We start from the raw sequence: 23,385 nt of genomic DNA on the forward strand, positions 1-23,385 counted from the left end.
CTGACTAATGTTTGGTATCAGCTTCTCTGAACTGCTGCTCGTCGGCCTCGTGGCCCTGCTGGTATTGGGCCCCGAACGTCTGCCCGGTGCAGCGCGCACGGCCGGCCTATGGATCGGGCGCCTGAAACGCAGTTTCAACGCGATCAAACAGGAAGTTGAGCGGGAAATCGGTGCCGACGAGATCCGCCGGCAATTGCACAACGAGCACATCCTGTCGTTGGAGCAGGAGACGCGCAAGATTCTGTCGCCGGTGCAGGAGCCCGCCAAACCGGTGGAACCTGTGGCCCAGAACAGTATCGCGCCTGCGACTGAAGCCGCGCCCCCGGCACCGACCGCGCCAACCGAGCCTGCGCCGACGCCCGTTGCGTCGCCCGCGCCCCATGACCCTACATTGCCGCCGCGAGCCCCATGAGCGCTGATAAACCGGAAAACGACCAGCACATGCCGCTGGTCTCGCACCTCACCGAGCTGCGTACCCGCCTGCTGCGTTGCGTAGCGGCCATCTTCATCATCTTTGCCGGGCTGTTTGCCTTCACCCAGCAGATCTATACCTTCGTCTCCACGCCGCTGCGCCAGTATCTGCCGGCCGGCGCGACGATGATCGCCACCGACGTGTCGTCGCCGTTCCTGACGCCGTTGAAGCTGACCATGATGGTCTCGCTGTTCCTGGCGATCCCGGTGATCCTGCATCAGATCTGGGGCTTCATCGCGCCGGGGCTGTACAAGCATGAGAAGCGCATCGCCGTGCCGTTGCTGGTGTCGAGCATCCTGCTGTTCTATACCGGCATGGCTTTCGCCTACTTCCTGGTGTTCCCGCTGATCTTCAAATTCTTCGCCGCCGCCACCCCGGCCGGCGTGGAGATGATGACCGACATCACCAGCTACCTCGACTTCGTGATGACGCTGTTCTTCGCCTTCGGCGTGGCCTTCGAAATTCCGGTGGCGGTGGTGTTGCTGGTGTGGATCGGCGTCGTCAACGTGGCTTACCTGAAGAAGATCCGCCCCTACGTGATCATCGGCTGCTTCGTGGTCGGCATGATCCTTACCCCGCCGGACATCTTCTCCCAGACCCTGCTGGCCGTGCCTATGTGGATGCTGTTCGAGATCGGCATCCTGTTCAGCGGCTTGATCAGCAAGCGTGGCGAGCACCCGGACGACCAGACTGCCGACGACGACCAGCCGCCAGCGACCCAGCCGTGAACCTGCTGCTGCTGGAGGACGCCGACTTTATCGCGGCCGACCGGGTGGTGCTGCGTGATCGGCGCCTGGTGCATATGCAGGAGGTGCATCGCGCCGTGGTCGGCGACAACGTGCGTGTGGGCCGCATTGGCGGGTTGATGGGTAATGCCCAACTGCTGCGCCTGGAAGCCGGGGAAGCCGAGCTGCACGTCAGCTTCGACCAGGCGCCGCCGGGCAAACTGCCGCTGACCCTGCTGCTGGCCCTGCCCCGCCCGAAGATGCTGCGTCGGGTGCTGCAAACGGTAGCCGCCATGGGCGTGCCGAAGGTCGTACTGGTCAACAGCTACCGCGTGGAAAAAAGCTTCTGGCAGACCCCATTCCTGGAGCCTGAAGCGATTCGCGAGCAGCTGATCCTCGGCCTGGAACAGGCGCGGGACACGGTATTGCCCGAGATCATTATCGAGAAGCGCTTCAAGCCGTTCGTTGAAGATCGATTGCCGGCCATGACCACCGGCACGCTTGGCCTGATCGGCCACCCCGGCGACTACCCGCCCTGCCCTCGCGGCCTGGATGAACCGGTGACCCTGGCGATCGGGCCGGAAGGTGGCTGGATACCCTATGAAGTCGAATTGCTGAGCAAGGCCGGCCTGCAGCCGGTGCAACTCGGTGCGCGCATCCTGCGGGTTGAAACCGCCGTGACCGCCCTGCTCGCCCGCTTGTTCTGACACCAGTCCAGTGGGAGGGGGCTTGCCCCAATGCCAGTCAGCTAAGGCTTTTTGTAGGAGCGAGCTTGCTCGCGAAAAACGTCAACGATAACGCGTGCTTCCTGAATGAACGCGGTGCCTGTGAGTTTTTCGCGAGCAAGCTCGCTCCTACAGGGGGTGGTGTACGCTTAAATGATTGGCATTAGGGCAAGCCCCCTCCCACATTGGATCGTGTTGCTACAGAATCCTGCGTAGATGCCGATAACCCCGGAATAAGTCCAAGCCTTGTTCCAGGGGAGTTTGCAGCATGTATCGTTGGTTAGCCGAAAAGCTGGGGAATGTCAGCGTCAAAACCAAGTTGGGCGTCGGCTTCGGCCTGGTGTTGCTGCTTACATTGATCATCACACTCACCGGCTGGGCCGGGCTCTCGGGCGTGATCAGCCGTGGCGACAAACTGGGCTACATCGCCAGCCTCAACGACTTGAGCAAGGAACTGCGCATCGCGCGCCTGGACTTTGAAATGCGCCGTGGCGAGCAGGGCCCGGGGGCAGTCAATGGTTTTCTGGGCCAGCTGGAAAGCGGCTTGAAAACGGCCCGGGCGCTGATTGAACAGCCCGCCGATATCGCACTGGTCGATGACCAACTCGCCGCCGTTGACCAGTACAAGCGCGCTTTCGACGCCATGGTCCAGGCGGGTGCCAATCGCGAAAACGCGCGCAGCAAGCTCGGCGATACTGCTGACAATGCGGTGCTCAAAGTCGGCGAAGTGGAAAAGACCCTGCTACAGGGCGACAGCGTCAGCCAGTTCAACAGCATCGTCGACCTGAGCAAGCTGATCCAGCAGGCGCGGTTCCAGGTGCGCGGCTACACCTACAGCGGCAAAGTCGAAGCCGAGCAGCCCGCGCTGGATGCCATCGATAATGCCCTGAAGAAAATCGCCGCGCTCAACGGCCAGCTACCTGATCAATTTTCCACCAACCTGCAACAGGCCGGCACCTCGCTGCAAGCCTACCGCGCCGCTGTCAGCCAGTACCGTGACTCGCAGGTGGCCAGCGCCGCCGCGCTGAAAATCATGAATGTCCAGGGCGACATTCTGTTGGACCGCAGCAGCAAACTCACTGCCTCGCAAACCGTGGTCCGCGACAGCGACGCCGCCCAAGCCAAACAGCTGTTGCTGCTGTCTACCCTGCTGGCGCTGCTGTTTGGCCTCGTCGCCGCCTGGGCCATCACCCGCCAGATCATCATCCCGCTCAATCAAACTCTCAAGGTCGCCGAGCGCGTGGCCTCGGGCGACCTCAGCCACAACCTGGAGTCCTCCCGCCAGGATGAACTGGGCCAACTGCAACGCGCCATGCAGAGCATGACCGTGGGCCTGCGCGAGCTGATCGGTGGTATCAGCGACGGCGTGACCCAGATCGCCAGCGCCGCCGAGCAACTGTCGGCCGTCACCGAGCAAACCAGCGCCGGGGTCAACAGCCAGAAGGTCGAGACCGACCAGGTCGCCACGGCCATGAACGAAATGGCCGCCACCGTGCAGGAAGTGGCGCGCAATGCCGAAGAAGCGTCGGAAGCCGCCGTAGCCGCCGATGTGCAGGCCCGCGAAGGCGACAGAGTGGTCGGTGAAGCTATCGCCCAGATCGAACGCCTGGCCACCGAAGTCGGCAACTCGACGATCGCCATGGGCGATCTGAAGCGCGAAAGTGACAAGATCGGCAGCGTGCTTGACGTTATCAAGTCCGTGGCCCAGCAAACCAATCTGCTGGCGCTTAACGCGGCCATTGAAGCGGCGCGTGCCGGTGAAGCCGGGCGTGGCTTCGCCGTGGTGGCCGACGAAGTGCGCAGCCTGGCCCAGCGCACACAGAAGTCCACCGAGGAGATCGAGGAGCTGATCGTCGGCCTGCAAAACGGCACGCAGCAGGTGGCGACCATCATGGACAACAGTCGCGGCCTGACCGACAGCAGTGTCGAACTGACGCGCCGGGCCGGCAGCGCGCTGGAGAGCATTACTCGCACCGTGTCGACCATCCAGGCGATGAACTCGCAGATCGCCACCGCCGCCGAGCAGCAAAGCGCCGTTGCCGAAGAGATCAACCGCAGCGTGTTGAATGTGCGCGATGTCTCCGAGCAGACGTCTTCGGCCAGCGAAGAAACGGCGGCGTCCAGTGCTGAGCTGGCGCGCCTGGGCATCTACCTGCAAACCCTGGTGGGTCGCTTCCGCATCTGACCCAACCTGCGCGGCAGCCGATTGCGGCTGCCGCATCTTGTGAAATTTCCTACACGGTTATCAGCCCGCCCTCACTCCAATTCGAATTAGCGTTCATCTGTCGCGAAACGCTTTTTTCTGAATGGGAGGTGCGCCATGTTATCTCGGCTGACCCGCATGCTGGCGAACGCCAGCGTACGCCTCAAGCTCGCGCTGGGTTTTGGCCAAGTGCTGATGCTCAGCTTCATCATCTCTGCAACGGGCTGGCAGGCCTTGAACGCCATCCTTTATCGCTCCGACAGCCTGACGAGCCTGGGCGAGCTGGCCGTCCAGGCGCAGGCCATGCGCGCCGACCGCATCGTGTACCGCACCCTGGCGGACAAGGCCAGCCTGGACCAGATGACGCAGAAGATCGAGAAAATCGACCAGCATCTGACAGACCTTTCGCAGCGCCTGATAGACCCGGTCGATCTGCAACGCATTGCAGAGGCGGCAAGCCTGGTAGCCGACTTCAAGACGGCGCTGGCGCAGCTACCGGCCTTGATCGAGCAGCGCGAGAACATCCGCCCGGCGCTGAAGACATCTGCCCTGCAAGCCAGTGACACCCTGGCCCAATTCGCCAGCGACTTGCCCGACCAGAATGACGAAAAGGCGCTCGATGCCATCGAGCAATTGCGTCAAGCCATGGAGCAGGCCGAGGATCGCGCCCAGAACCCCGCCTGGGCGGCCGACTCATTGCAAGCCTATGCCGAGGCCGCCAACCAGACGCTGGACGCATTGGATGCCGCACAGGCCGCCGTCACCACACTGCCGGTGGACTCCACACTGCTCAAAACCGACCTGGCCAACTACCGCGCACAACTGGTCAAGCTCAAGGAAGCCCAACTCAGCGTCGAAACCGTGCAAAACCGCTTCGAGCAGCAGCTCAACGAGTTGCGCGAGAAAAGCGACTTGCTGAGCCAGAGCCAAAACACCAAGCGCAATCAGGAGGCGGCCCAGACTCATACATTGCTGATCGGCGTCACTCTGGCTGCGCTGGTATTGGGAGCGCTGGCCGCGTGGTGGATTGCCCGGCAGATCGCCTCGCCGTTGCGTGGCATCCTGATCGCCGCCAACCGTGTGGCCGAGGGCGACTTGAGCCACGACATCCAGGTGGAGCGTCGCGACGAGCTGGGCCAACTGCAACACAGCATCGGGCAAATGACCCGCAGCCTGCGCAGCCTGATCAGCGGCATCGGTGACAGCGCCCGCCAGATCGCCGGTGCGGCGACGCAGTTGTCCACCGTCACCGAGCAGACCCGCAACGGGCTCAACCAGCAGAAAGATGAAACCGACCAGGTGGCAACGGCGATGAATCAAATGCTCGCCACCGCCCAAGAGGTTGCACGCCATGCCGAACGCGCATCCGTTGCCGCCAACGAAGCAGATCAGCAGGCCGACGTCGGCGAGCAGGTGGTCACTCAGGCCGTTGAGCAAATCGGCAACCTGGCCAGTGAAATGGCTTTGTCCGGCCGCGCAATGCTGACCCTGCAGCAGGAAAGCCAGAAGATCGCCAGCGTGCTGGACGTTATCAAGTCCGTGTCCCAGCAGACCAACCTGCTGGCCCTGAACGCCGCGATCGAAGCGGCGCGCGCGGGCACTGCCGGCCAAGGCTTCGCCGTGGTCGCCGATGAAGTACGCAGCCTGGCCCAACGCACGCAGGAATCGGCTGAAGAAATCGAAGGGCTGATCCTCGGCCTGCATAACGGTACCCAGCAGGTAGCCGACATCATGGACAGCAGCCGCACCCTGACCGACAACAGCGTTGCCCTGACCCGCGACGCCGGCGAGGCCCTGGCGGCGATTGCCCGCACGGTGGCGGTGATCCAGGAAATGAACCCGCAGATTGCCGCCGCCGCCGAGCAGCAAAGCGCAGTGGCCGAGGAAATCAATCGCAGCGTATTGAAGGTGCGGGATGTGTCGGAACAGACCGCTGCCGCCAGCGAGGAAACGGCGGCGGCGAGTGTTCAATTGACCAGGTTGAGCGTGGATCTGCAGACGCTGGTCGGCAAATTCAAGCTCTGAAGAACCATCACTGTAGGAGCGAGCTTGCTCGCGAAAAGCCCAAGGCCGCCGCGTTCATTTAAGGTGCGCTGCGTTATCGTTGACGATCTTCGCGAGCAAGCTCGCTCCTACAGTCATAGCACCTGGCGCAGGAAAGCCTGGGCGCGTGGGTCCTTGGGCGCATCGAAGAACTCGGCCGGCGCCGCGTCTTCCAGCAACTTGCCGTGATCGAAAAACAACACCCGGTCCGCCACCTCACGGGCAAAGCCCATCTCGTGGGTGACGCAGACCATGGTCATGCCTTCCAGGGCCAAGGTCTTCATGACGTCGAGCACTTCGCCGACCATTTCCGGATCCAGCGCCGAGGTCGGTTCGTCAAACAGCATCACCTTGGGCTCCATTGCCAGGGCTCGGGCAATCGCCACCCGCTGCTGCTGGCCTCCGGAAAGGCGCGACGGAAACTCATTGGCTTTCTGGGCGATACCGACCTTTTCCAGCAACGCCAGGGCCTTGGCCTCACGCTCTTGCTTGCCGCGCTTGCGCACGACCTTTTGCGCCAGGCACAGGTTCTCCAGCACGGTCATGTGGGGGAACAGGTTGAAATGCTGGAACACCATGCCGACTTCACGGCGGTAGGCATTCACATCGGTCTTCGGGTCGGCCAGTTGCAGGCCGTCGATGCTGACCGAACCTGAATCGAATTCCTCCAGCCCATTAAGACAGCGCAGAAAAGTGGACTTGCCGGAACCGGACGGGCCGATCACCACCAGCACTTCGCCCCTGGCTACCTGGGTGGTGACATGGTCCACGGCGCGCACCACATGGCCACGGGTATCGAAGACTTTTACCAGATCGCGGACTTCAATCACTTTGCGCGAGCCTCCGCTCAAGCCGGCTGGCCATCTTCGACAGCGGCAGGTTGATCAGCAGGTACAGGCCTGCCACACAGAACAGAATTTCAAACGGCGAAAACGAGGTGGTGATCACTTCGCGCCCGCTCTTGAGCAGCTCGGTGATCGCGATCACCGAGACCAGCGAGGTGTCTTTCACCAGGCTGATGAATTGACCGGCCAGCGGCGGCAGGACGCGCTTGAACGCCTGCGGTAATACCACATGCCGCATCGACTGGCTGGCGCTCAAGCCCAGGGAGCGCGCGGCCTCGTCCTGGCCACGGGTAATCGACTGCACACCGGCACGCACGATTTCCGCCACGTAGGCGCCGGTGAACAGTGACAGCGCCGCGATCCCGGCAAACTCCCGGGACAGGTTGAGCACCGTGCCGATAAAGAAATAGAAAATGAAGATCTGTACCAGCAGCGGCGTACCGCGCACCAGTTCGACGTAGATCGTCGACAGGTCGCGCAGGGTCGGGTTGCTGGACAGCCGGCACAAGCCGGTGGCCAGGCCAATCGCCAGGCCCAGGATGCCGGACACCACCGACAACCACAGCGTGGTCCACAGGCCCCACATCAACGGGCCCAGTGCCCAATGGCGGTTGACACCGATGACGTCACCTTCAGCCACATCGTCGCCACGCGCCACTTGCAGGCTGTTGTCGGCGACCGTCACCTTTTGCTCTGCACCGGCATCACTGCGCAGCGTCACCTCGGCCACATCGCCTTTGCGGACCAGCTCGATGACGGTGGAAATATCGGCTGCACGCTGCGCTTCTTCGGCCTGATAGGCGAAATACTGCGGCACGCGGTTCCAGCGCCACTCGTAGGACATCAGCGAGGTGGCGTAGTACAAGGCGCCGGCCAGGCCGACCAGCACGACCACGGTCAGCAGGTGCCAGGGCCATTGGGCTTTTTTCTGTTTCATTTCACTGTCCGCATAGGTGTTGCCTGGTCGGCCGCCATCGGGGGCAAGCCCCCTCCCACAGGGAAACGCATTGCAAATGTGGGAGGGGGCTTGCCCCCGATACAGGCAACTCGGTCTTAAGCCTTATTCCATGTCCTTGAGCCACTCGGAGCTCTTGAACCACTTGTCATGGATGCGATCGTAGGTGCCGTCGTTCCTGATCTGGTGCAGGAAGTTGTTGATGAAGTTGATGCTGTCGTAGTCGCCTTTCTTCAAGCCGAACGCCAGGGGCTCAAAGGTGAAGGGTTCTTCCAGGAACACCAGCTTGCCGTTACCGACTTTCTTCTCGGCCACCACGTTGTACGGGGCGTCGTAGACAAAGGCGTCCGCCTTGCCGTTGACCACGTCCAGCACGCCTTCCTGCTCGTTGTCATAGCCGTGGTACTTGGCTTTGGCGATCAGCTTCTTGGCGACCATCTCACCGGTGGTGCCCAGCTTGGAGGTCAGGCGGTATTTTTCATCGTTCAGGTCTTTGTAGGACTTGATGGTGCCTTCCAGCTCCTTGCGAATCAGCAGGGTCTGGCCGACCACGATGAAGGGTTCGCTGAAGTTCAGGCGCAGGTTGCGTTCCTGGGTCAGGGTCATGCCGCTGCCGATCATGTCGAACTTGCCGGTCAGGAAGGCCGGGATGATGCCGTCGTAGCCGGTGGACACCAGCTCAAGCTTGACGCCCATGGACTTGGCCATGGCCTTGAGGATGTCGACTTCAAAGCCGATGATTTCACCGCGCTTGTCGGTCATTTCGAACGGCATGTAGGTCGGGTCCATGCCGACTTTCAGCGTGCCGCGCTTGACCGCATCATCGATGGCGCCAGCCTGGGCCGCAGTGGCCGCCACCAGTGCGGTGACGCCGAGCATCAGCATCGAAAGATACTTTTTCATCATCAAGACCCCTGAACGGTTTTTATAAAGTTGGCGCACGAAGGGCTGCGCCATTTCGGGGTGCGATCCTAACCCACTCGTTGCCCGTCACAAAGGTTTCACGACTAAATGTTATCGACGCAGGTAAGAGAAGCACTACGGCGCTGCGCCTGACTAAACGCCTGGACGGCTCGACGCGCAGACTCGCTAATGAGTTGATGTGTAAGTAGTTATGACCATCAGTCGATCTCCGCCATCCAGGCAGTGTCCCTGAACCACTTGTCATGCAGTTGATCGTAGGTGCCGTCCTGGGCCACCTGGTTGAGGAAATGATTGATCCAGTTGAGGCTGTCGTAGTCACCTTTCTTCAGGCCGAACGCGAGGGGCTCAAAGGTAAACGGCTGCTCCAGCGTCAACAATGCACTGTTCTCGGGCCGTGTCATGGCGATCAGGTTGTAGGGCGCATCGTAGACAAAGGCGTCGGCCTTGCCCTCCACCACGTGGCGCACGCCCTCCTCCGGCGTAGTGAAACGCTTGAGCCGGGCCGCCCCCAGGAAGCGCTGCGCCGCTGCCTCGCCGGTGGTGCCTTCGGTGACTGCGATCAGATAGCCTGACTCGTCCAGGTCTTCGATACTCGATGCTTTGCCGGCCAGGCGCGGGTGCAGCAGGACCGACTGTCCCACCACGATAAAAGAGTCACTGAAGTTGAGGTACAGGTTGCGCTCCTGGGTGACCGTCATGCCGCTGCCGATCAGGTCGAACTTCTCCGCCATCAGCCCCGACAGCAACTCCGTGTAAGGCACCGCGACCAGTTCGAGTTCTACCCCCAGCGCGCGGCTCATCGCCTGGAGCAGGTCGATCTCGAAGCCGATGATGCGTCCCTGCTTATCCGTCATTTCGAACGGTACGTAAGTCGGCGTGGTGCCCACTTTCAGCACGCCACGGCGCACTGCGTCGTCAATCGCCCCGGCACAGAGCAAGCCGGTGTGAAGCAATGCGACAACACCTATCAGCAGTGCCGAACAATACCTTTTGAACATGTGTGCCCCCGTGGCGCGTCAAATTTGGGGGGCGATGCTACCCCAGCCACAGGCACGGCAATACGCTTCGAACGAAGGTCTTTTGTTTCGAAATAACAAGGAGTTAGGGAGGAAAGGAAGCGGCGCCAAACGCTGTAGGACCAGCGCTTGAAACGCCCCCGAGGTGAGCCCTCGGGGGCGTCTGAATCAGGCCGGTTGAGCCTGGGACGACAGTGGTTGCAGCGGGAGCAATGGCGCGTGCGGATCAGCCTTGATCGAAGCACGCCAAGCATCCAGCCACTCGGCGTGGCCTTCGCTCCACACCTGTTCATGCAAACGAGCCAGGGCTACCGGGTCGCTGAGCAAAGCCAGGCGCTCGCTGTTGGTGAGGCCGGCCGGGCCGACTTTCAACGCGTGGCGAACACGCTCCACCCGCAGGTACTCGATCGGCTCCGCCTCGCGGTGACGCGAGGTCGCCAGGGCACAGGCCAGGGCGTTCTGCTGCGGGTCGACCACCGAACGCACAAACCCGTCATTGAGCGCGTGCCAACGGTTTTCGTGGGTGTACTTCTCGGTCGACAGCAGTGCCTGCGGCGGATTGTATTCCTCGGGGATCAGGAACAGGCTCTCATCGCGGGACTTGAGGCCCAGCTTGACCCGGCTGGAAATCACCGACACCGGGATCGACAGCATCAGCGAACCGACGATCGGGATCAGCCACCACAAGAAGCTCGGGTTGAGCCACACCACCAGCAACGCCCACAAAAAGCCCAGCAAGGTCTGCGGACCGTGACGCTTGACCGCTTCGCTCCACGGCGTGGAGTCGTCGTCGCGCTGCGGCGAGTTCCAGGTCGCGGCCCAGCCGAGGAACGCGGCCAGTACGAAGCGGGTGTGGAAGATCATGCGCACCGGCGCCAGCAGCATGGAGAACAGCATCTCCAGCAGCATCGACAAGGTCACCTTGAACTTGCCGCCGAACTCTTTGGCGCCCTTGGCCCAGATCAGGATGATGCTCAGCAGTTTAGGCAGGAACAGCAGCACGATGGTGGTGGAGAACAGTGCCACCGCCTTGTCCGGATGCCATTGCGGCCACAGCGGGTACAACTGGCGCGGCGCCATGAAGTACTGCGGCTCCATCAGGGTGTTCACCGCCAGCAACGCCGTCGACAGCACCAGGAAGAAGAACCACAACGGCGCCGACAGGTAGGACATCACGCCGGTCAGGAACACCGCACGGTGCACCGGGTGCATGCCCTTGACCAGGAACAGGCGGAAGTTCATCAGGTTACCGTGGCACCAGCGACGGTCACGCTTGAGTTCGTCCAGCAAGTTGGGCGGCAGTTCTTCGTAGCTGCCCGGCAGGTCGTAGGCAATCCACACGCCCCAGCCGGCGCGGCGCATCAGCGCTGCTTCAACGAAGTCGTGAGAGAGGATCGCACCGGCAAACGCACCCTTACCCGGCAACGGCGCCAGAGCGCAGTGCTCGATAAACGGCTTCATGCGGATGATCGCGTTGTGGCCCCAGTAATGGGATTCACCCAACTGCCAGAAGTGCAGGCCGGCGGTAAACAGTGGACCATAAACGCGGGTGGCGAACTGCTGCATGCGCGCATACAGGGTGTCCATGCCCGACGCACGCGGCGCGGTCTGGATAATCCCGGCATCCGGCGTGGCTTCCATCAGGCGTACCAGGCTGGTCAGGCATTCGCCGCTCATCACGCTGTCGGCGTCGAGCACCACCATGTACTTGTAGTCACCGCCCCAGCGACGGCAGAAGTCGTCGAGGTTGCCGCTCTTGCGCTTGACGCGACGGCGACGGCGGCGATAGAAAATCTTGCCGAAACCACCGGCTTCGCGGCACACGTCGAGCCAGGCTTGCTGTTCGGCAATGCAGATATCCGCTTCATTACTGTCGCTGAGCACGAAGAAGTCGAAACGGTCCAGGTCGCCGGTCGCGGCCACCGATTCGAACGTGGCGCGCAGACCGGCGAACACCCGGGGCACGTCCTCGTTGCAGATCGGCATCACCAGCGCGGTACGTGCATCCTTGGGAATCGGCTCGTCGCCGGCACTTTTACCGGAGATACGGTATTTGTCGTGACCGGTCAGCAGCTCGAGGAAGCCCATCAGCGCGGTCCAGAAACCGGCCGACACCCAGCAGAACAGAATCCCGAACATGATCAGGATGCTGGTCTGCAGTGCATAAGGCAGTACCTGGGTAGCGGTTTGCAGCAGGGTCTGGTTGCGGATCTCGTCGAAGTCGACCAGCGACCAGCCCTGGTACGGCATGATGCCTTTCATGTACCAGCCGGCCACGATGGTCTGGCCCAGCATCAGCACCAGCAGGATATAGCGGCGGATCGAACCCACGGTACGCCAGCGCGCAGCGGGCAATACCCGTTCGTCTTTCGGCGGCTTCGGCGGGTTGGTGCGCCCGGTCATCCGGCGCCAGCCGCGTACCAGGATGTTGGTGCGCCAGGGCTCGGGCACCACTTTGGTCCGACGGATCGGCGGCGTGGCCTTCAGGCACACGCGGCCGCTGGCGTCGAGCGCCAGCATCTCCGCGTCCTGCAGCTCTTCGGCCGTGCTGAGGGTCAACCTGCGGCCCACCGACGCCTGGGCGGCATCGGTGGGTGCGTCGAAGGTGGCGGACGACAGGCGTTCGTGCAGCTCGCTGAAGGAGCTGCAGCCCGCCAGCTCGGCGCGCTGCTCAGCCGTCATGGGGAGATGCGCCAGATACTCGGTCAGAGTTTCCGGCTTGACTTGTGAATTACTCATCGGCGGGCAACTGGTAGCTCCAGGTTTCGGTCAGGACTTGTTCGGTCTTGGCCGGCTCCGGCGTGACAGGGGCCGGTGCAGCTTCTGGCTGCTTGGCGTCCTTGTCCTTCGCCTCTTTGGCGTCTTTCTTGGCCTGTTTCTCGTGTTGCTTGGCCAGGACCTTGTCAGCCTTGAGCACGTGGGTCGAGACCTGTTCAGGCTCGGCCTGTGCAATTTCCTGCACCAGCGCCGCACGCATTTCAGTCGGCTTGCTCGCGTCCTTGATCTTCATGCGCAGGGTCAGGCGCCAGCCTTTGGTGTGCTCGTTGTAGCGCACGCTGTTTTCAACCAGCTCGGCGTTGTCGCCAACGCTGACCTGGCTGCGTACCGGGGCGTCAGGCAGCAGTTTCTTCAGGGCCGGGCCCTCGAAGTCCACCAGGTAGGCCACGGTGCCGTCCGGCTGACGGATCAGGTTGGATTGCTTCACGTCACCGGTGGAACGCAGGGTCTGCTTGACCCAGGCGCTGTCCGGCGAATGGAAGGCGGAATCGTCCAGCGTCCAGTGCAGACGGTAGGACACATCCAGCGGCTTGCCGACTTCCGGCAGTTCGGCCGGGCTCCAGAAGGCAACGATGTTGTCGTTGGTTTCGTCAGCGGTCGGAATCTCTACCAGGTCGACGGTGCCTTTGCCCCAGTCGCCCTCAGGTTCGATCCAGGCGCTTGGGCGCTTGTCGTAGTTGTCGTCCAGGTCTTCGTAGTGGCTGAAGTTGCGACCGCGTTGCAGCAGGCCGAACCCACGCGGGTTTTCCACGCTGAAGTTACTGACCGACAGATGTTTAGGGTTGTTCAGCGGGCGCCAGATCCACTCGCCATTGCCGGCATGGATCGACAGGCCGCTGGAATCGTGCAGTTCACGGCGGTAGTTGAGGACCTTGGACGGCTGGTTGGCGCCGAACAGGAACATCGAGGTCAGCGGGGCCACGCCCAGCTTGCTCACCTTGTCGCGCAGATACATCTGGGACTTGACGTCGACCACAGTGTCGGTGCCCGGACGCAGGATCAGGCGGTAGGCGCCCGTCGCACGCGGGGAATCGAGCAGGGCGAAGATCACCAGGTGCTTGTCGCCCGGCTTCGGACGCTCGATCCAGAACTCGGTGAAACGCGGGAATTCTTCACCGGACGGCAGCGCCGTGTCGATCGCCATGCCACGGGCGGACAGGCCATACACCTGGTCCTTGCCGACGACGCGGAAATAGCTGGCGCCGAGCATGGTCATGATTTCGTCTTGCTTGTCGGCCTTGTTGATCGGGAACAGCACCCGGAAGCCGGCATAACCCAACTGTTCGGTGGCTTTTGGATCAAACTTCACGTCGCCGAAATCGAAACGATTGGGGTCGTACTTGATTTCCTGGACGCTGTCGGCGGTGACTTCATTGATTTTCACCGGCGTATCGAAGTGCATACCCTGGTGATAGAAGGACAGCTTGAACGGGGTGTTCTGATCGGCCCACTCGGCTTTTTCATTACGGAAACGAATCTTCTGGTAGTCAGCGAATTTCATTTCGCGGAATTCGTTCGGCAGATTGCTGCGCGGAGCTTCGTATTTCTGCCCGGCCAGCTCTTTTGCCTTGGCCGATACATCGTCCAGACTGAATGCCCACAGTTGACCCGCGCCGAACAGGCAGAACAGGGCAGAGCCCGTCACCAGTGCGTTTCGTAACCGTTTGGCAGACAATTTTGGTGCATTACAGGGACTAACAATCACGAGCAACCCTCGCCGAAAACAGATCAAAAAACCAACGGCCAGCTATCTATATGCCAGGTTGGCGAGCATTGTTCCGACTCCGCAGGGGCAAAATGATTCCCCACTGGTTCGTCGGACAAGTCTCTACCTAAGTCAAAAATGGACCAAACAACGCTGATCCCCGTAGCGCGCGATTATCTAGCAGCCCGCGAGACAACGCATCAGGGACAACGAAGTATTTGTAGCGAAACCCTGCGTTTTTAGGCATTAAAGTCGTTTTTCATACATTCAGGTCTGCAAGAGAAAGGTCACAGGGCCATCATTGACCAAATGCACCTGCATATCTGCGCCAAAACGCCCTGATGCCACCTTGCCATGCAATTGTTGCGCTTGTAACAACAAGTGATCAAAAAGCGCCGCTCCGAGGGCCGGCGGGGCTGCCGTGGAGAAGCTCGGCCGCAGTCCGCTTTTGGTATCCGCCGCCAGGGTGAACTGCGATACAAGCAACAGCCCGCCGTCGACATCCTTCAACGACAGGTTCATCTTGCCCTCATCGTCGCTGAACACCCGATAGTTAAGCAGCTTGTGCAGCAGTTTGTCGGCGCTTTCAGGCGTATCTGAAGGTTCGACGGCCACCAGCACCAGCAAACCCTGGTCAATTGCCCCAACTATTTCACCGCCCACCTCGACACGGGCGCCTCGCACCCGTTGCAACAAGCCCTTCATGCTTCCTCAGGCGGTAAATCAAGCAGGCGTCGTGCCATTTCGCCGGTTGCGCGCACCAGCGCATCGGTAATGCCAGGCTCGGACGCCGCATGCCCCGCCTCGCGGATCACCTGCAACTCGCTGTTCGGCCAGGCCTGATGCAGCGCCCAGGCGTTATCCAGCGGGCAAATCATGTCGTAGCGGCCGTGGATGATGACCCCGGGCAGATGGGCGATCTTGTGCATGTCGCGAATCAGCTGGTCAGGCTCCAGGAACGAGTTATTGGTGAAGTAATGGCATTCGATGCGGGCGATGGACAACGCACGCTGCGGCTCGGAGAAGCGCTCGACATGCTGCGGGCTCGGACACAGGCCCAGCATGCGCCCTTCCCAGCCGGACCAGGCCTTGGCCGCGTGCATCTGGGCGATCTGGTCGTTGCCGGTCAGACGCTTGTGATACGCCGCGATCATGTCGTGACGCTCTTCCACCGGGATCGGTGCCAGGTAGTCCTGCCAGTAATCCGGGAACAGCCGGCTCGCGCCCTCCTGGTAGAACCAGTGAATGTCCTGAGGACGCGCCAGGAAAATGCCGCGCACGATCAAGCCATGCACACGCTCGGGGTGGGTTTGCGCGTAGGCCAGGGACAGCGTCGACCCCCAGGAACCACCGAACAGCACCCATTTGTCGATACCCAGGTGCTCGCGGATGCGCTCAAGGTCGGCGACCAGGTCCCAGGTGGTGTTGTTCTCAAGGCTCGCGCGGGGGGTGGAGCGTCCGCAACCGCGCTGGTCGAAGGTGACGATGCGGTACAGGTTCGGATCGAAGTAGCAACGGCTCTGCGCGTCGCAACCGGAGCCGGGGCCGCCATGGATGAACACCACAGGCAGGCCCTCGGGGGAGCCGCTTTCATCGACGTACAGGGTGTGAACATCATCGACTGCCAGATCGTGCCGGGCATAGGGTTTGATCTGCGGGTACCAAGTCTGCATTGCGCGCTCCGTAGGGTGTCGGGTTCATCCCTGGGGGGACGTCTATTATTCTGCCGTCCAGCATCATAAACCCGAATTGTGCAATGAGCATGTCCTTGAGCGCCTGGACCCGCGTCAGCCTTTATCGATAGTGCGCTTGCCCCCACGCCAGCAAGGCTTGCAGCAATTGTTTCAACACCACCTGGGTCGGCTCGGCCAAATCGGGGCGATAGCGGAACGGCTCAACCTCTTCCATATACGTGCTCTGGCACAACTCCAACTGCACCGCATGAATATCCTGCGCCGGATCACCGTAGTGGCGGGTAATGTGACCGCCCTTGAAACGCCCGTTCAGCACGTGGGTGTACTGAGGATGCCGGGCGCAGATGGCTTCCAGCTGGCCGGCCAGTTCGGGATCGCAGGCGGCGCCATTGAAGGTGCCGAGGTTGAAGTCCGGCAATTTGCCCTCGAACAGGTGCGGGATCACCGAGCGGATCGAGTGCGCGTCGAACAGCAGCGCGTAGCCGAATTCGGCCTTGAGGCGCGCCAGTTCTTCTTGCAGCGTGCGGTGATACGGGCCCCAGATTTTCTGCAGGTAGGTGGCGCGCTCGGCATCGGACGGTGTCTGCCCTTCACGGAACAACGGCACGCCATCGAACAGCGTCTCCGGGAACAGGCCGGTGGTGGCGCCCGCATAGAGCGGCTTGTTATCGGATGGCCGGTTCAGGTCGATGACGAACCGCGAATACTCGGCCGCCAGGGTGCTGGCGCCCAGTTCTTCGGCAAAGTCATACAGCAAGGGAATATGCCAATCGGTGTCCGGCAGGCTTTGCGCCTCGGGGATCAACCCGGCCTCGACCGCAGGCGTCAGGCGCAGGCCGGCGTGGGGCATGCTGATCAGCAGCGGTACGCGGCCTTGTTTGAATGTCAGAACCTTATCCACAACGCTTCTCCTCAAACAGTGACATCGACGCCATGGCGCACAACGCGTTTATCCAGATCGCCACCCAGCCAATAGGCCAGGTCGGCGGGGCGATCGATCTGCCAGGCGACAAAATCCGCGACCTTGCCCACTTCCAGCGAACCATGGGTGTCGCCCATGCCCAAGGCGGTAGCCGCGTGTTGCGTGGCGCCGGCCAGGGCTTCTTCCGGGGTCATGCGGAACAGGGTGCAGGCCATGTTCAACATCAGGCGCACCGACAGGGCCGGCGAAGTGCCGGGGTTGAGGTCGCTGGCGATGGCAATCTTCACACCGTGTTTGCGCAGGGCGTCCATCGGCGGCAATTGGGTTTCGCGCAGGAAATAGAAGGCCCCTGGCAGCAACACGGCAACGGTGCCGGCAGCGGCCATGGCGATGGCATCTTCCTCGGTCATGAACTCCAGGTGGTCCGCCGACAACGCCTGGTAACGCGCGGCCAGGCTGGAACCGTGCAGCGATGAGAGTTGCTCGGCATGCAGCTTCACCGGCAAGCCCAGTTGCCGGGCGACCTTAAACACGCGCTCGACCTGCTCGGTGGAGAACGCCAGGTATTCACAGAACGCATCCACCGCATCCACCAGCCCTTCTGCCGCCAGGGCCGGCAGCATCTCATTGCAGATGTGCTCGATGTAGTCATCGGCGCGGTCCTTGTACTCCGGCGGCAGCGCATGAGCCGCCAGGCAGGTGGCGCGCACGCTCACCGGCAGCGCTTCACCCAGGCGCCGCGCCACGCGCAGCATCTTGCGTTCGTTGGCCAGGTCCAGGCCGTAGCCGGACTTGATCTCCACCGTGGTCACGCCGTCGCGCAAAAGACTGCGCAGGCGCTTTTCGGCACTGGCAAACAATTGATCTTCCGTCGCAGCACGGGTGGCCCGCACGGTGCTGGCAATACCCCCGCCCCGGGCCGCGATGTCGGCGTAGCTGACGCCTTCAAGGCGCTGCTCGAATTCGCCGCTGCGGTTGCCACCGAACACGGTGTGGGTGTGGCAGTCGATCAGTCCAGGCGTGACCCACGCGCCTTGCAGGTCATGCACCTGGGCGTAATCCGCCGTCGGCGCCTGGCTGCGCGGGCCGATCCACTCGATCAGCGAGCCCGCAGTCACCATGGCGGCATCCTCGATAATCGAGTATTTGCCCTGGGCCATGGTTGCGACGTGGCAGTGTTGCCAAAGGGTTTTCATTAACGCCTCCCTAAGTTATCGATGAGACAAGACCGATTCGAGCGTTGAGCCCGCGTTTCAAACCTTTTTCTGGCGGATGCATTTCTCTTCCCTGGTTATTTTTATCCCGAGAAAAAACGACCTCACCTGTAGGAGCGAGCTTGCTCGCGAAAAACCTGAGAACGCCCAGGGGTGTCAGGTTTCCCGCGTCATCGTTGGCGATTTTCGCGAGCAAGCTCGCTCCTGCAGTGGGGGCGGCGACGTGTTAGAGACTTGGCAGCAGCTTGGCCGGCACCAGCTCATTCAGGCAGCGGCTGGCAAGCAGTTCGCTGGCGGCGATGATGTCCGGGGCGAAGAAGCGGTCCTTGTCGTAGAACGCCACTTTGTCACGCAGCAGGCCACGGGCCTTTTCAAGCGCGGGCGAGGTTTTCAAGCCGTCGCGCAGATCCAGGCCCTGGCAGGCGGAGAGCCATTCCACGGCGAGAATGCCACGGGTGTTCTCGGCCATTTCCCACAGGCGCTTGCCCGCAGCCGGGGCCATGGACACGTGGTCTTCCTGGTTGGCCGAGGTCGGCAGGCTGTCGACGCTATGGGGATGGGCCAGTGCCTTGTTCTCGCTGGCAAGCGCCGCAGCGGTGACCTGGGCGATCATGAAGCCGGAGTTGACCCCGCCATTGCCCACCAGGAACGGCGGCAGTTGCGACATGTGCTTGTCCATCATCAACGAGATACGGCGCTCACTGAGCGAGCCGATTTCGGCAATCGCCAACGCCATGTTGTCGGCAGCCATGGCCACCGGCTCGGCGTGGAAGTTACCGCCGGAAATCACATCGCCTTCGGCCGCGAACACCAGCGGGTTGTCCGACACGGCATTGGCCTCCACCACCAGCACCTCGGCGGCCTGACGGAACTGGGTCAGGCAGGCGCCCATGACCTGCGGCTGGCAGCGCAGGGAGTAAGGGTCTTGCACCTTGTCGCAGTTCTGGTGCGACTGGGACACCTGGCTGCTTTCACCGAGCAGGTTGCGATAGGCCGCAGCGGCGTCAATCTGCCCACGTTGGCCGCGTGCGGCGTGAATCCGCGCGTCGAACGGCGAGCGCGAGCCGAGCACCGCTTCCACGGTAAGGCCACCGCACGCGAGAGCGCCGGCGAACAGGTCTTCGCCTTCAAACAGGCCGCGCAAGGCATAGGCGGTGGACACCTGGGTGCCGTTGAGCAGGGCCAGGCCTTCTTTGGCGGCGAGGGTCAGCGGCGTCAGGCCGGCGACTTTCAGCGCGTCGGTCGCCTCCAGCCATTCGCCCTTGTAGCGCGCCTTGCCTTCGCCGAGCAGCACCAGGGACATATGGGCCAACGGCGCCAGGTCACCGGATGCACCGACCGAACCTTTAAGTGGAATGTGCGGGTACACCTCGGCGTTGATCAGCGCGATCAGCGCGTCGATCACCTGCCGACGAATCCCGGAGAACCCACGGCTCAGGCTGTTGACCTTGAGCACCATGACCAGCCGCACCAGCGCATCGCTGATCGGCTCACCCACCCCGGCGGCATGGGACAGCACCAGGGAACGCTGGAGGTTTTCCAGGTCTTCGCTGGCAATGCGAGTCGAGGCCAGCAGGCCGAAACCGGTGTTGATGCCATAGGCGGTGCGGTTCTCGGCGAGAATCTGCTCGACGCAGGCAACACTGGCTTCGATCTGCGCCGTGGCGCTGTCATCCAGGCTGAGGGTTACCGGCTGCTGGTAGATGGCCCGCAGTTGGGCAAGGCTCAGTTGGCCTGGAATCAGGGTTAGCGCAGTCACATTCATTCTCCTTGTGAATTGTTCTTCTAGGCATTCAATACAAATTCGGTAATGCGGTGTCTTTGATCAGGTTGGCGGCCGCAGCAATATCCGGCGCCAGCCAGCGGTCCTGCTCGTAAGCGGGGACCCCTTCGCGCAGCAGGCGCCAGGCGCGGTCGGTGCCGGCGCCGAAGCGCTGGCCCTTGAGAAACTCGAACGCCTGGGCCGCCAGCAGGTATTCGATGGCCAGAATCTGGGTAACGTTGAGCAATACCTGATGCAGCTTGAGCGCCGCATTGGTGCCCATGCTCAAGTGGTCTTCCTGCAGGCCCGAGGTGACGAAGTTATCGAGCACCGCCGGTTGCGCCAATTGGCGGTTCTGCCCGCACAACGACGCGGCGACGTACTGCACGATCATCATTCCGGAGTTGACCCCGGGATTGCTCACCAGAAACGCCGGCAGGCCGCTGACGTGCGGGTTGATCAGGCGGTCCAGGCGGCGTTCGGCCACCGAGCCGATTTCGGCCATAGCGATGGCCAGCATGTCCGCCGCCAGCGCCACGGACTGGCCGTGGGGGTTGGCCTGGGACACTACGCGATAGTTGTCCGGCGTGCCGAGCACCAGCGGGTTGTCGGTGGCGCTGTTGAGTTCGGTCTCGATCTGGCGCGTGGCGTGCGCCACCTGATCGCGCGCCGCGCCGTGGATCTGCGGGATCGAGCGGATGCTCAGGGCGTCCTGGGTACGGATGCCCCGGCTGGCGGCGATCACTTCGCTGCCGTCGAGCAAGGCGCGCAGGTTACGCCCGACTTCCTGCATGCCCGCATGGGGCTTGAGGGCAATGATTTCTGCGTCGAAGGCATCGATCTGGCCGCGCTGGGCTTCGAAACTCATGGCGCCGATCACATCGGCCCATTGCAGCAAGTGATGCGCATCGGCCAGGGCCAGGCAGCTCAGGCCGGTCATGCACGGTGTGCCGTTGACCAGGCACAGGCCGTCCTTGGCGCCCAGGACGACGGGCTGCAAACCTTCGGCGGCCAAGGCTTCTTGTGCGGTCACAACCTGGCCGCGATAGCTGACGTTGCCGACGCCGAGCAGCGCCACGCCGACATGGGCCATGTGGGTCAGGTAGCCCACCGAGCCCTGGGACGGTACTTGGGGCGTGATGCCGTGGTTGAGCAGCGCCAGCAGCGCCTGCACCACTTGCCGATGCAAGCCGGATTTGCCGTGGCTGTAGTTGATGATGGCGGCGCAGATGATCGCGCGGGTCTGCTCGTCGCTCAAGACAGGGCCGACGCCGCAGGCGTGGCTGAGCAAGGTGTTGCGCGACAACTGGCGCAGTTGCTCGCCCTCGAGCGACACGTTGCACAGCGCGCCCAGGCCGGTGTTCACGCCATACGCGCGTTCACCGCTGGCGACGATGCACTGCACGACGGCCTGGGCATTGTCGATCCGCGCCCAGGCCTGGCTCGAGAGTTCGAGCACGGCGCCGTGGCGGGCGACGGCGGCGACGTCCTGCCAGCGCAGGGGGGTGTCGGCGATGATGATTGTTGTTGCCTGGGGCATCTTTGTACCTTCTTCAATTCTTGTGCAGCTTTGCCGGCCCTATCGGGGGCAAGCCCCCTCCCACATTTTGATCTGTGAATACTTTCAAGTGTGGGAGGGGGCTTGCCCCCGATGAGGCCAGTAGCCTCACCACCAAACCCGGATCAGACCACCGCCGCCCGCCGCTGAACAAAGCGATCCACATACTCATCCGCCGGCGAGTGCAGGATCTCGCGCGGCGTGCCGACCTGGATCAGCTTGCCGTCCTTGAGGATCGCAATGCGGTTGCCGATGCGCACCGCCTCGTCGAGGTCATGGGTAATAAACACGATGGTCTTGTGCAGGGTCTTTTGCAGCTCGAGCAACTGGTCCTGCATCTCGGCGCGGATCAGCGGGTCGAGGGCGCTGAAGGCTTCGTCCATCAGGATGATGTCGGTGTCGGCCGCCAGTGCGCGGGCCAGGCCCACACGTTGACGCATGCCGCCGGAGAGCTGGTGCGGGTATTTGTTTTCATAGCCTTTGAGGCCCACGGTTTCGATCCAGTGCAGAGCGCGTTCGGCGCAGACCTGCTTGGTTTCGCCACGCACTTTCAGGCCATAGGCGACGTTGTCGAGCACGCTTTTGTGGGGCAACAGGCCGAAGCTCTGGAACACCATGCTGATCTTGTGGCGACGGAATTGACGCAGGGCTTCCATGTCCAGTTGCAGGATGTCTTCGCCATCCACCAGGATCGCGCCGCTGGTGGGGTCGATCAGGCGGTTGAAGTGACGCACCAGGGTGGACTTGCCGGAGCCGGACAGGCCCATGATCACAAAGATTTCACCGGTAGCGATGCTCAGGGACAGGTCGTTCACACCGACCACGCAGCCGGTCTCGGCCAATACCTGGTCCTTGGTCTTGCCCTGGCCAATCAGCGCCAGCGCTTCCCTGGAGCGGTTGCCGAAGATCTTGAAGACGTTTTTGACTTCGATTTTGCTGACGGTAGTCATTTGCTCGCCTCATGCCGTGGACGACCATAGGCCTGGGTAATGCGGTCGATGACCACTGCAAGAATCACGATCGCCAGACCGGCCTCCAGGCCACGCCCGACGTTGAGGGTCTGGATGCCGACGAGGACATCTTCACCCAAACCACGCGCGCCGATCATCGAGGCGATCACCACCATCGACAACGCCATCATGGTGGTCTGGTTGATGCCCGCCATGATGCTCGGCAGGGCCAGCGGCAGTTGCACGCCGAACAATTGCTGCCAGCGGTTGGCACCGAAAGCGTTGATGGCTTCCATGACTTCGCCATCGACCTGGCGAATGCCCAAGTCGGTCAGGCGGATCAGCGGCGGCGCGGCGTAAATGACCGTGGCGAAAATCGCCGGCACCTTGCCCAGGCCAAACAGCATCAGCACCGGGATCAGGTACACGAAGCTGGGCATGGTTTGCATGATGTCGAGCAACGGCATCAGCACCGAGCGCAAGCGATTGCTGCGCGCGGAAAGGATGCCCAGGGGAATGCCGATCAGCACCGAGATCACCGTGGCGACCATCATCAGCGCCAGGGTCTGCATCAGTTTGTCCCACAGGCCGACCGCGCCGACGAGGAACAACAAACCGACGATCACGGCCGTGGTCACCACCTTGCGGGTGGCATGCCAGGCGATCACGCCAACGATGGCCAGCATCAACCACCAGGGCGCCGCGCGCAGCAGCCCTTCCAGATTGACGATGGCCCACAGCAGGGTGTCGGAGATGTGCCGGAACACATCGCCGTAGTTGGTGACCAGCGAGTCCACCCAACCGTTGACCCAGTCGGCGATGGAAAACGTAAAACTCTCGGGAAACATAGCGTGCTCTCGATCCAGTGGGTTGAGGCCAGGCGTCCGGCTGCCT

18 protein-coding genes and 2 pseudogenes are annotated in these 23,385 nt (G+C 62.2%); 6 read left to right on the forward strand and 14 right to left on the reverse strand.

The features are described 5' to 3' along the window. The first annotated feature begins 7 nt into the window (after window positions 1-7). The 6 genes and pseudogenes from tatB to BFQ00_RS23280 all read left to right on the forward strand — a co-directional run bounded on the left by tatB (window position 8) and on the right by BFQ00_RS23280 (window position 6,150). A complete protein-coding gene (tatB, locus tag BFQ00_RS23260) occupies window positions 8-412 on the forward strand; it encodes a Sec-independent protein translocase protein TatB (protein ID WP_065893710.1) in 405 nt (134 codons plus the stop codon). Then, window positions 409-1,200 carry a twin-arginine translocase subunit TatC gene (tatC, locus tag BFQ00_RS23265; protein WP_065885722.1) on the forward strand — a complete coding sequence of 264 codons (792 nt, stop codon included), beginning with the start codon at window positions 409-411 and terminating at the stop codon, window positions 1,198-1,200. Before tatB ends, tatC begins: the two co-directional genes overlap by 4 nt. Continuing rightward, window positions 1,197-1,904 (forward strand): 16S rRNA (uracil(1498)-N(3))-methyltransferase, encoded by a 708-nt coding sequence (locus tag BFQ00_RS23270; protein ID WP_065934884.1) that lies wholly within the window; start codon window positions 1,197-1,199, stop codon window positions 1,902-1,904. Before tatC ends, BFQ00_RS23270 begins: the two co-directional genes overlap by 4 nt. A gap of 286 nt (window positions 1,905-2,190) precedes the next feature. Continuing rightward, window positions 2,191-3,201: pseudogene (locus tag BFQ00_RS30540) on the forward strand (methyl-accepting chemotaxis protein); the annotation flags it as partial. Between the two features lie 201 nt (window positions 3,202-3,402). Next, complete coding sequence (locus BFQ00_RS30545; protein WP_370671216.1) at window positions 3,403-4,107, forward strand: methyl-accepting chemotaxis protein; 705 nt, start codon at window positions 3,403-3,405, stop codon at window positions 4,105-4,107. A 135-nt stretch (window positions 4,108-4,242) separates the two neighbouring features. Continuing rightward, the gene (locus BFQ00_RS23280; protein ID WP_065934886.1) at window positions 4,243-6,150 is read left to right on the forward strand and encodes a methyl-accepting chemotaxis protein; all 1,908 of its coding nucleotides are present in this window, start codon (window positions 4,243-4,245) and stop codon (window positions 6,148-6,150) included. 113 nt (window positions 6,151-6,263) lie between these two features. Here BFQ00_RS23280 and BFQ00_RS23285 read toward each other — a convergent pair whose 3' ends face one another. The 14 genes and pseudogenes from BFQ00_RS23285 to BFQ00_RS23350 all read right to left on the reverse strand — a co-directional run bounded on the left by BFQ00_RS23285 (window position 6,264) and on the right by BFQ00_RS23350 (window position 23,339). Beyond that, window positions 6,264-6,998, reverse strand: a complete 735-nt coding sequence (locus BFQ00_RS23285; RefSeq protein ID WP_065934887.1) for an amino acid ABC transporter ATP-binding protein — start codon at window positions 6,996-6,998, stop codon at window positions 6,264-6,266. Continuing rightward, window positions 6,991-7,950 carry an amino acid ABC transporter permease gene (locus BFQ00_RS23290; RefSeq protein ID WP_065885727.1) on the reverse strand — a complete coding sequence of 320 codons (960 nt, stop codon included), beginning with the start codon at window positions 7,948-7,950 and terminating at the stop codon, window positions 6,991-6,993. Before BFQ00_RS23290 ends, BFQ00_RS23285 begins: the two co-directional genes overlap by 8 nt. 123 nt (window positions 7,951-8,073) lie before the next feature. Beyond that, a complete protein-coding gene (locus BFQ00_RS23295) occupies window positions 8,074-8,871 on the reverse strand; it encodes a transporter substrate-binding domain-containing protein (RefSeq protein ID WP_065934907.1) in 798 nt (265 codons plus the stop codon). Window positions 8,872-9,089: 218 nt separating this feature from the next. Continuing rightward, window positions 9,090-9,890, reverse strand: coding sequence for a transporter substrate-binding domain-containing protein (locus tag BFQ00_RS23300; protein ID WP_065885728.1), 801 nt, complete (start codon window positions 9,888-9,890; stop codon window positions 9,090-9,092). A 184-nt stretch (window positions 9,891-10,074) separates the two neighbouring features. After that, a pseudogene (gene mdoH / locus BFQ00_RS23305) lies at window positions 10,075-12,647 on the reverse strand (glucans biosynthesis glucosyltransferase MdoH); the annotation flags it as partial. Then, window positions 12,640-14,391, reverse strand: coding sequence for a glucan biosynthesis protein G (locus tag BFQ00_RS23310; RefSeq protein ID WP_065885770.1), 1,752 nt, complete (start codon window positions 14,389-14,391; stop codon window positions 12,640-12,642). The gene BFQ00_RS23310 and the pseudogene mdoH, both read right to left, overlap by 8 nt. 267 nt (window positions 14,392-14,658) lie before the next feature. After that, the gene (dtd, locus tag BFQ00_RS23315; protein WP_065934888.1) at window positions 14,659-15,096 is read right to left on the reverse strand and encodes a D-aminoacyl-tRNA deacylase; all 438 of its coding nucleotides are present in this window, start codon (window positions 15,094-15,096) and stop codon (window positions 14,659-14,661) included. Continuing rightward, window positions 15,093-16,064: a prolyl aminopeptidase gene (pip, locus tag BFQ00_RS23320; protein WP_065885731.1), complete on the reverse strand. Its 972-nt coding sequence runs from the start codon at window positions 16,062-16,064 to the stop codon at window positions 15,093-15,095. The genes dtd and pip overlap by 4 nt, the downstream gene beginning before the upstream one ends. 121 nt (window positions 16,065-16,185) lie before the next feature. Beyond that, window positions 16,186-16,986, reverse strand: a complete 801-nt coding sequence (hutG, locus tag BFQ00_RS23325) for an N-formylglutamate deformylase (protein ID WP_065934889.1) — start codon at window positions 16,984-16,986, stop codon at window positions 16,186-16,188. An 11-nt stretch (window positions 16,987-16,997) separates the two neighbouring features. Further along, on the reverse strand, window positions 16,998-18,203 hold the full coding sequence (gene hutI, locus BFQ00_RS23330) for an imidazolonepropionase (RefSeq protein ID WP_065934890.1): 1,206 nt from the start codon (window positions 18,201-18,203) through the stop codon (window positions 16,998-17,000). A 244-nt stretch (window positions 18,204-18,447) separates the two neighbouring features. Then, window positions 18,448-19,986, reverse strand: coding sequence for a histidine ammonia-lyase (gene hutH / locus BFQ00_RS23335; protein ID WP_130183741.1), 1,539 nt, complete (start codon window positions 19,984-19,986; stop codon window positions 18,448-18,450). Window positions 19,987-20,014: 28 nt separating this feature from the next. Beyond that, on the reverse strand, window positions 20,015-21,523 hold the full coding sequence (hutH, locus tag BFQ00_RS23340; protein WP_065934891.1) for an HAL/PAL/TAL family ammonia-lyase: 1,509 nt from the start codon (window positions 21,521-21,523) through the stop codon (window positions 20,015-20,017). Window positions 21,524-21,666: 143 nt separating this feature from the next. Next, window positions 21,667-22,491 (reverse strand): quaternary amine ABC transporter ATP-binding protein, encoded by an 825-nt coding sequence (locus BFQ00_RS23345; RefSeq protein WP_065885735.1) that lies wholly within the window; start codon window positions 22,489-22,491, stop codon window positions 21,667-21,669. After that, window positions 22,488-23,339 carry an ABC transporter permease gene (locus BFQ00_RS23350; protein ID WP_065885736.1) on the reverse strand — a complete coding sequence of 284 codons (852 nt, stop codon included), beginning with the start codon at window positions 23,337-23,339 and terminating at the stop codon, window positions 22,488-22,490. The genes BFQ00_RS23345 and BFQ00_RS23350 overlap by 4 nt, the downstream gene beginning before the upstream one ends. Window positions 23,340-23,385: the final 46 nt, after the last annotated feature.

Source organism: Pseudomonas sp. 28 E 9, from assembly GCF_900004785.1.
Lineage (GTDB): Bacteria > Pseudomonadota > Gammaproteobacteria > Pseudomonadales > Pseudomonadaceae > Aquipseudomonas > Aquipseudomonas orientalis_A.

Bases quoted from the DNA above. Each gene is read 5' to 3' on its own strand.
- tatB (WP_065893710.1), top strand. From the start codon at position 8: ATGTTTGGTATCAGCTTCTCTGAACTGCTGCTCGTCGGCCTCGTGGCC.
- tatC (WP_065885722.1), top strand. From the start codon at position 409: ATGAGCGCTGATAAACCGGAAAACGACCAGCACATGCCGCTGGTCTCG.
- BFQ00_RS30545 (WP_370671216.1), top strand. From the start codon at position 3,403: ATGGCCGCCACCGTGCAGGAAGTGGCGCGCAATGCCGAAGAAGCGTCG.
- BFQ00_RS23280 (WP_065934886.1), top strand. From the start codon at position 4,243: ATGTTATCTCGGCTGACCCGCATGCTGGCGAACGCCAGCGTACGCCTC.
- BFQ00_RS23290 (WP_065885727.1), bottom strand. From the start codon at position 7,950: ATGAAACAGAAAAAAGCCCAATGGCCCTGGCACCTGCTGACCGTGGTC.
- BFQ00_RS23295 (WP_065934907.1), bottom strand. From the start codon at position 8,871: ATGAAAAAGTATCTTTCGATGCTGATGCTCGGCGTCACCGCACTGGTG.
- BFQ00_RS23300 (WP_065885728.1), bottom strand. From the start codon at position 9,890: ATGTTCAAAAGGTATTGTTCGGCACTGCTGATAGGTGTTGTCGCATTG.
- dtd (WP_065934888.1), bottom strand. From the start codon at position 15,096: ATGAAGGGCTTGTTGCAACGGGTGCGAGGCGCCCGTGTCGAGGTGGGC.
- pip (WP_065885731.1), bottom strand. From the start codon at position 16,064: ATGCAGACTTGGTACCCGCAGATCAAACCCTATGCCCGGCACGATCTG.
- hutI (WP_065934890.1), bottom strand. From the start codon at position 18,203: ATGAAAACCCTTTGGCAACACTGCCACGTCGCAACCATGGCCCAGGGC.
- hutH (WP_130183741.1), bottom strand. From the start codon at position 19,986: ATGAATGTGACTGCGCTAACCCTGATTCCAGGCCAACTGAGCCTTGCC.
- hutH (WP_065934891.1), bottom strand. From the start codon at position 21,523: ATGCCCCAGGCAACAACAATCATCATCGCCGACACCCCCCTGCGCTGG.
- BFQ00_RS23345 (WP_065885735.1), bottom strand. From the start codon at position 22,491: ATGACTACCGTCAGCAAAATCGAAGTCAAAAACGTCTTCAAGATCTTC.
- BFQ00_RS23350 (WP_065885736.1), bottom strand. From the start codon at position 23,339: ATGTTTCCCGAGAGTTTTACGTTTTCCATCGCCGACTGGGTCAACGGT.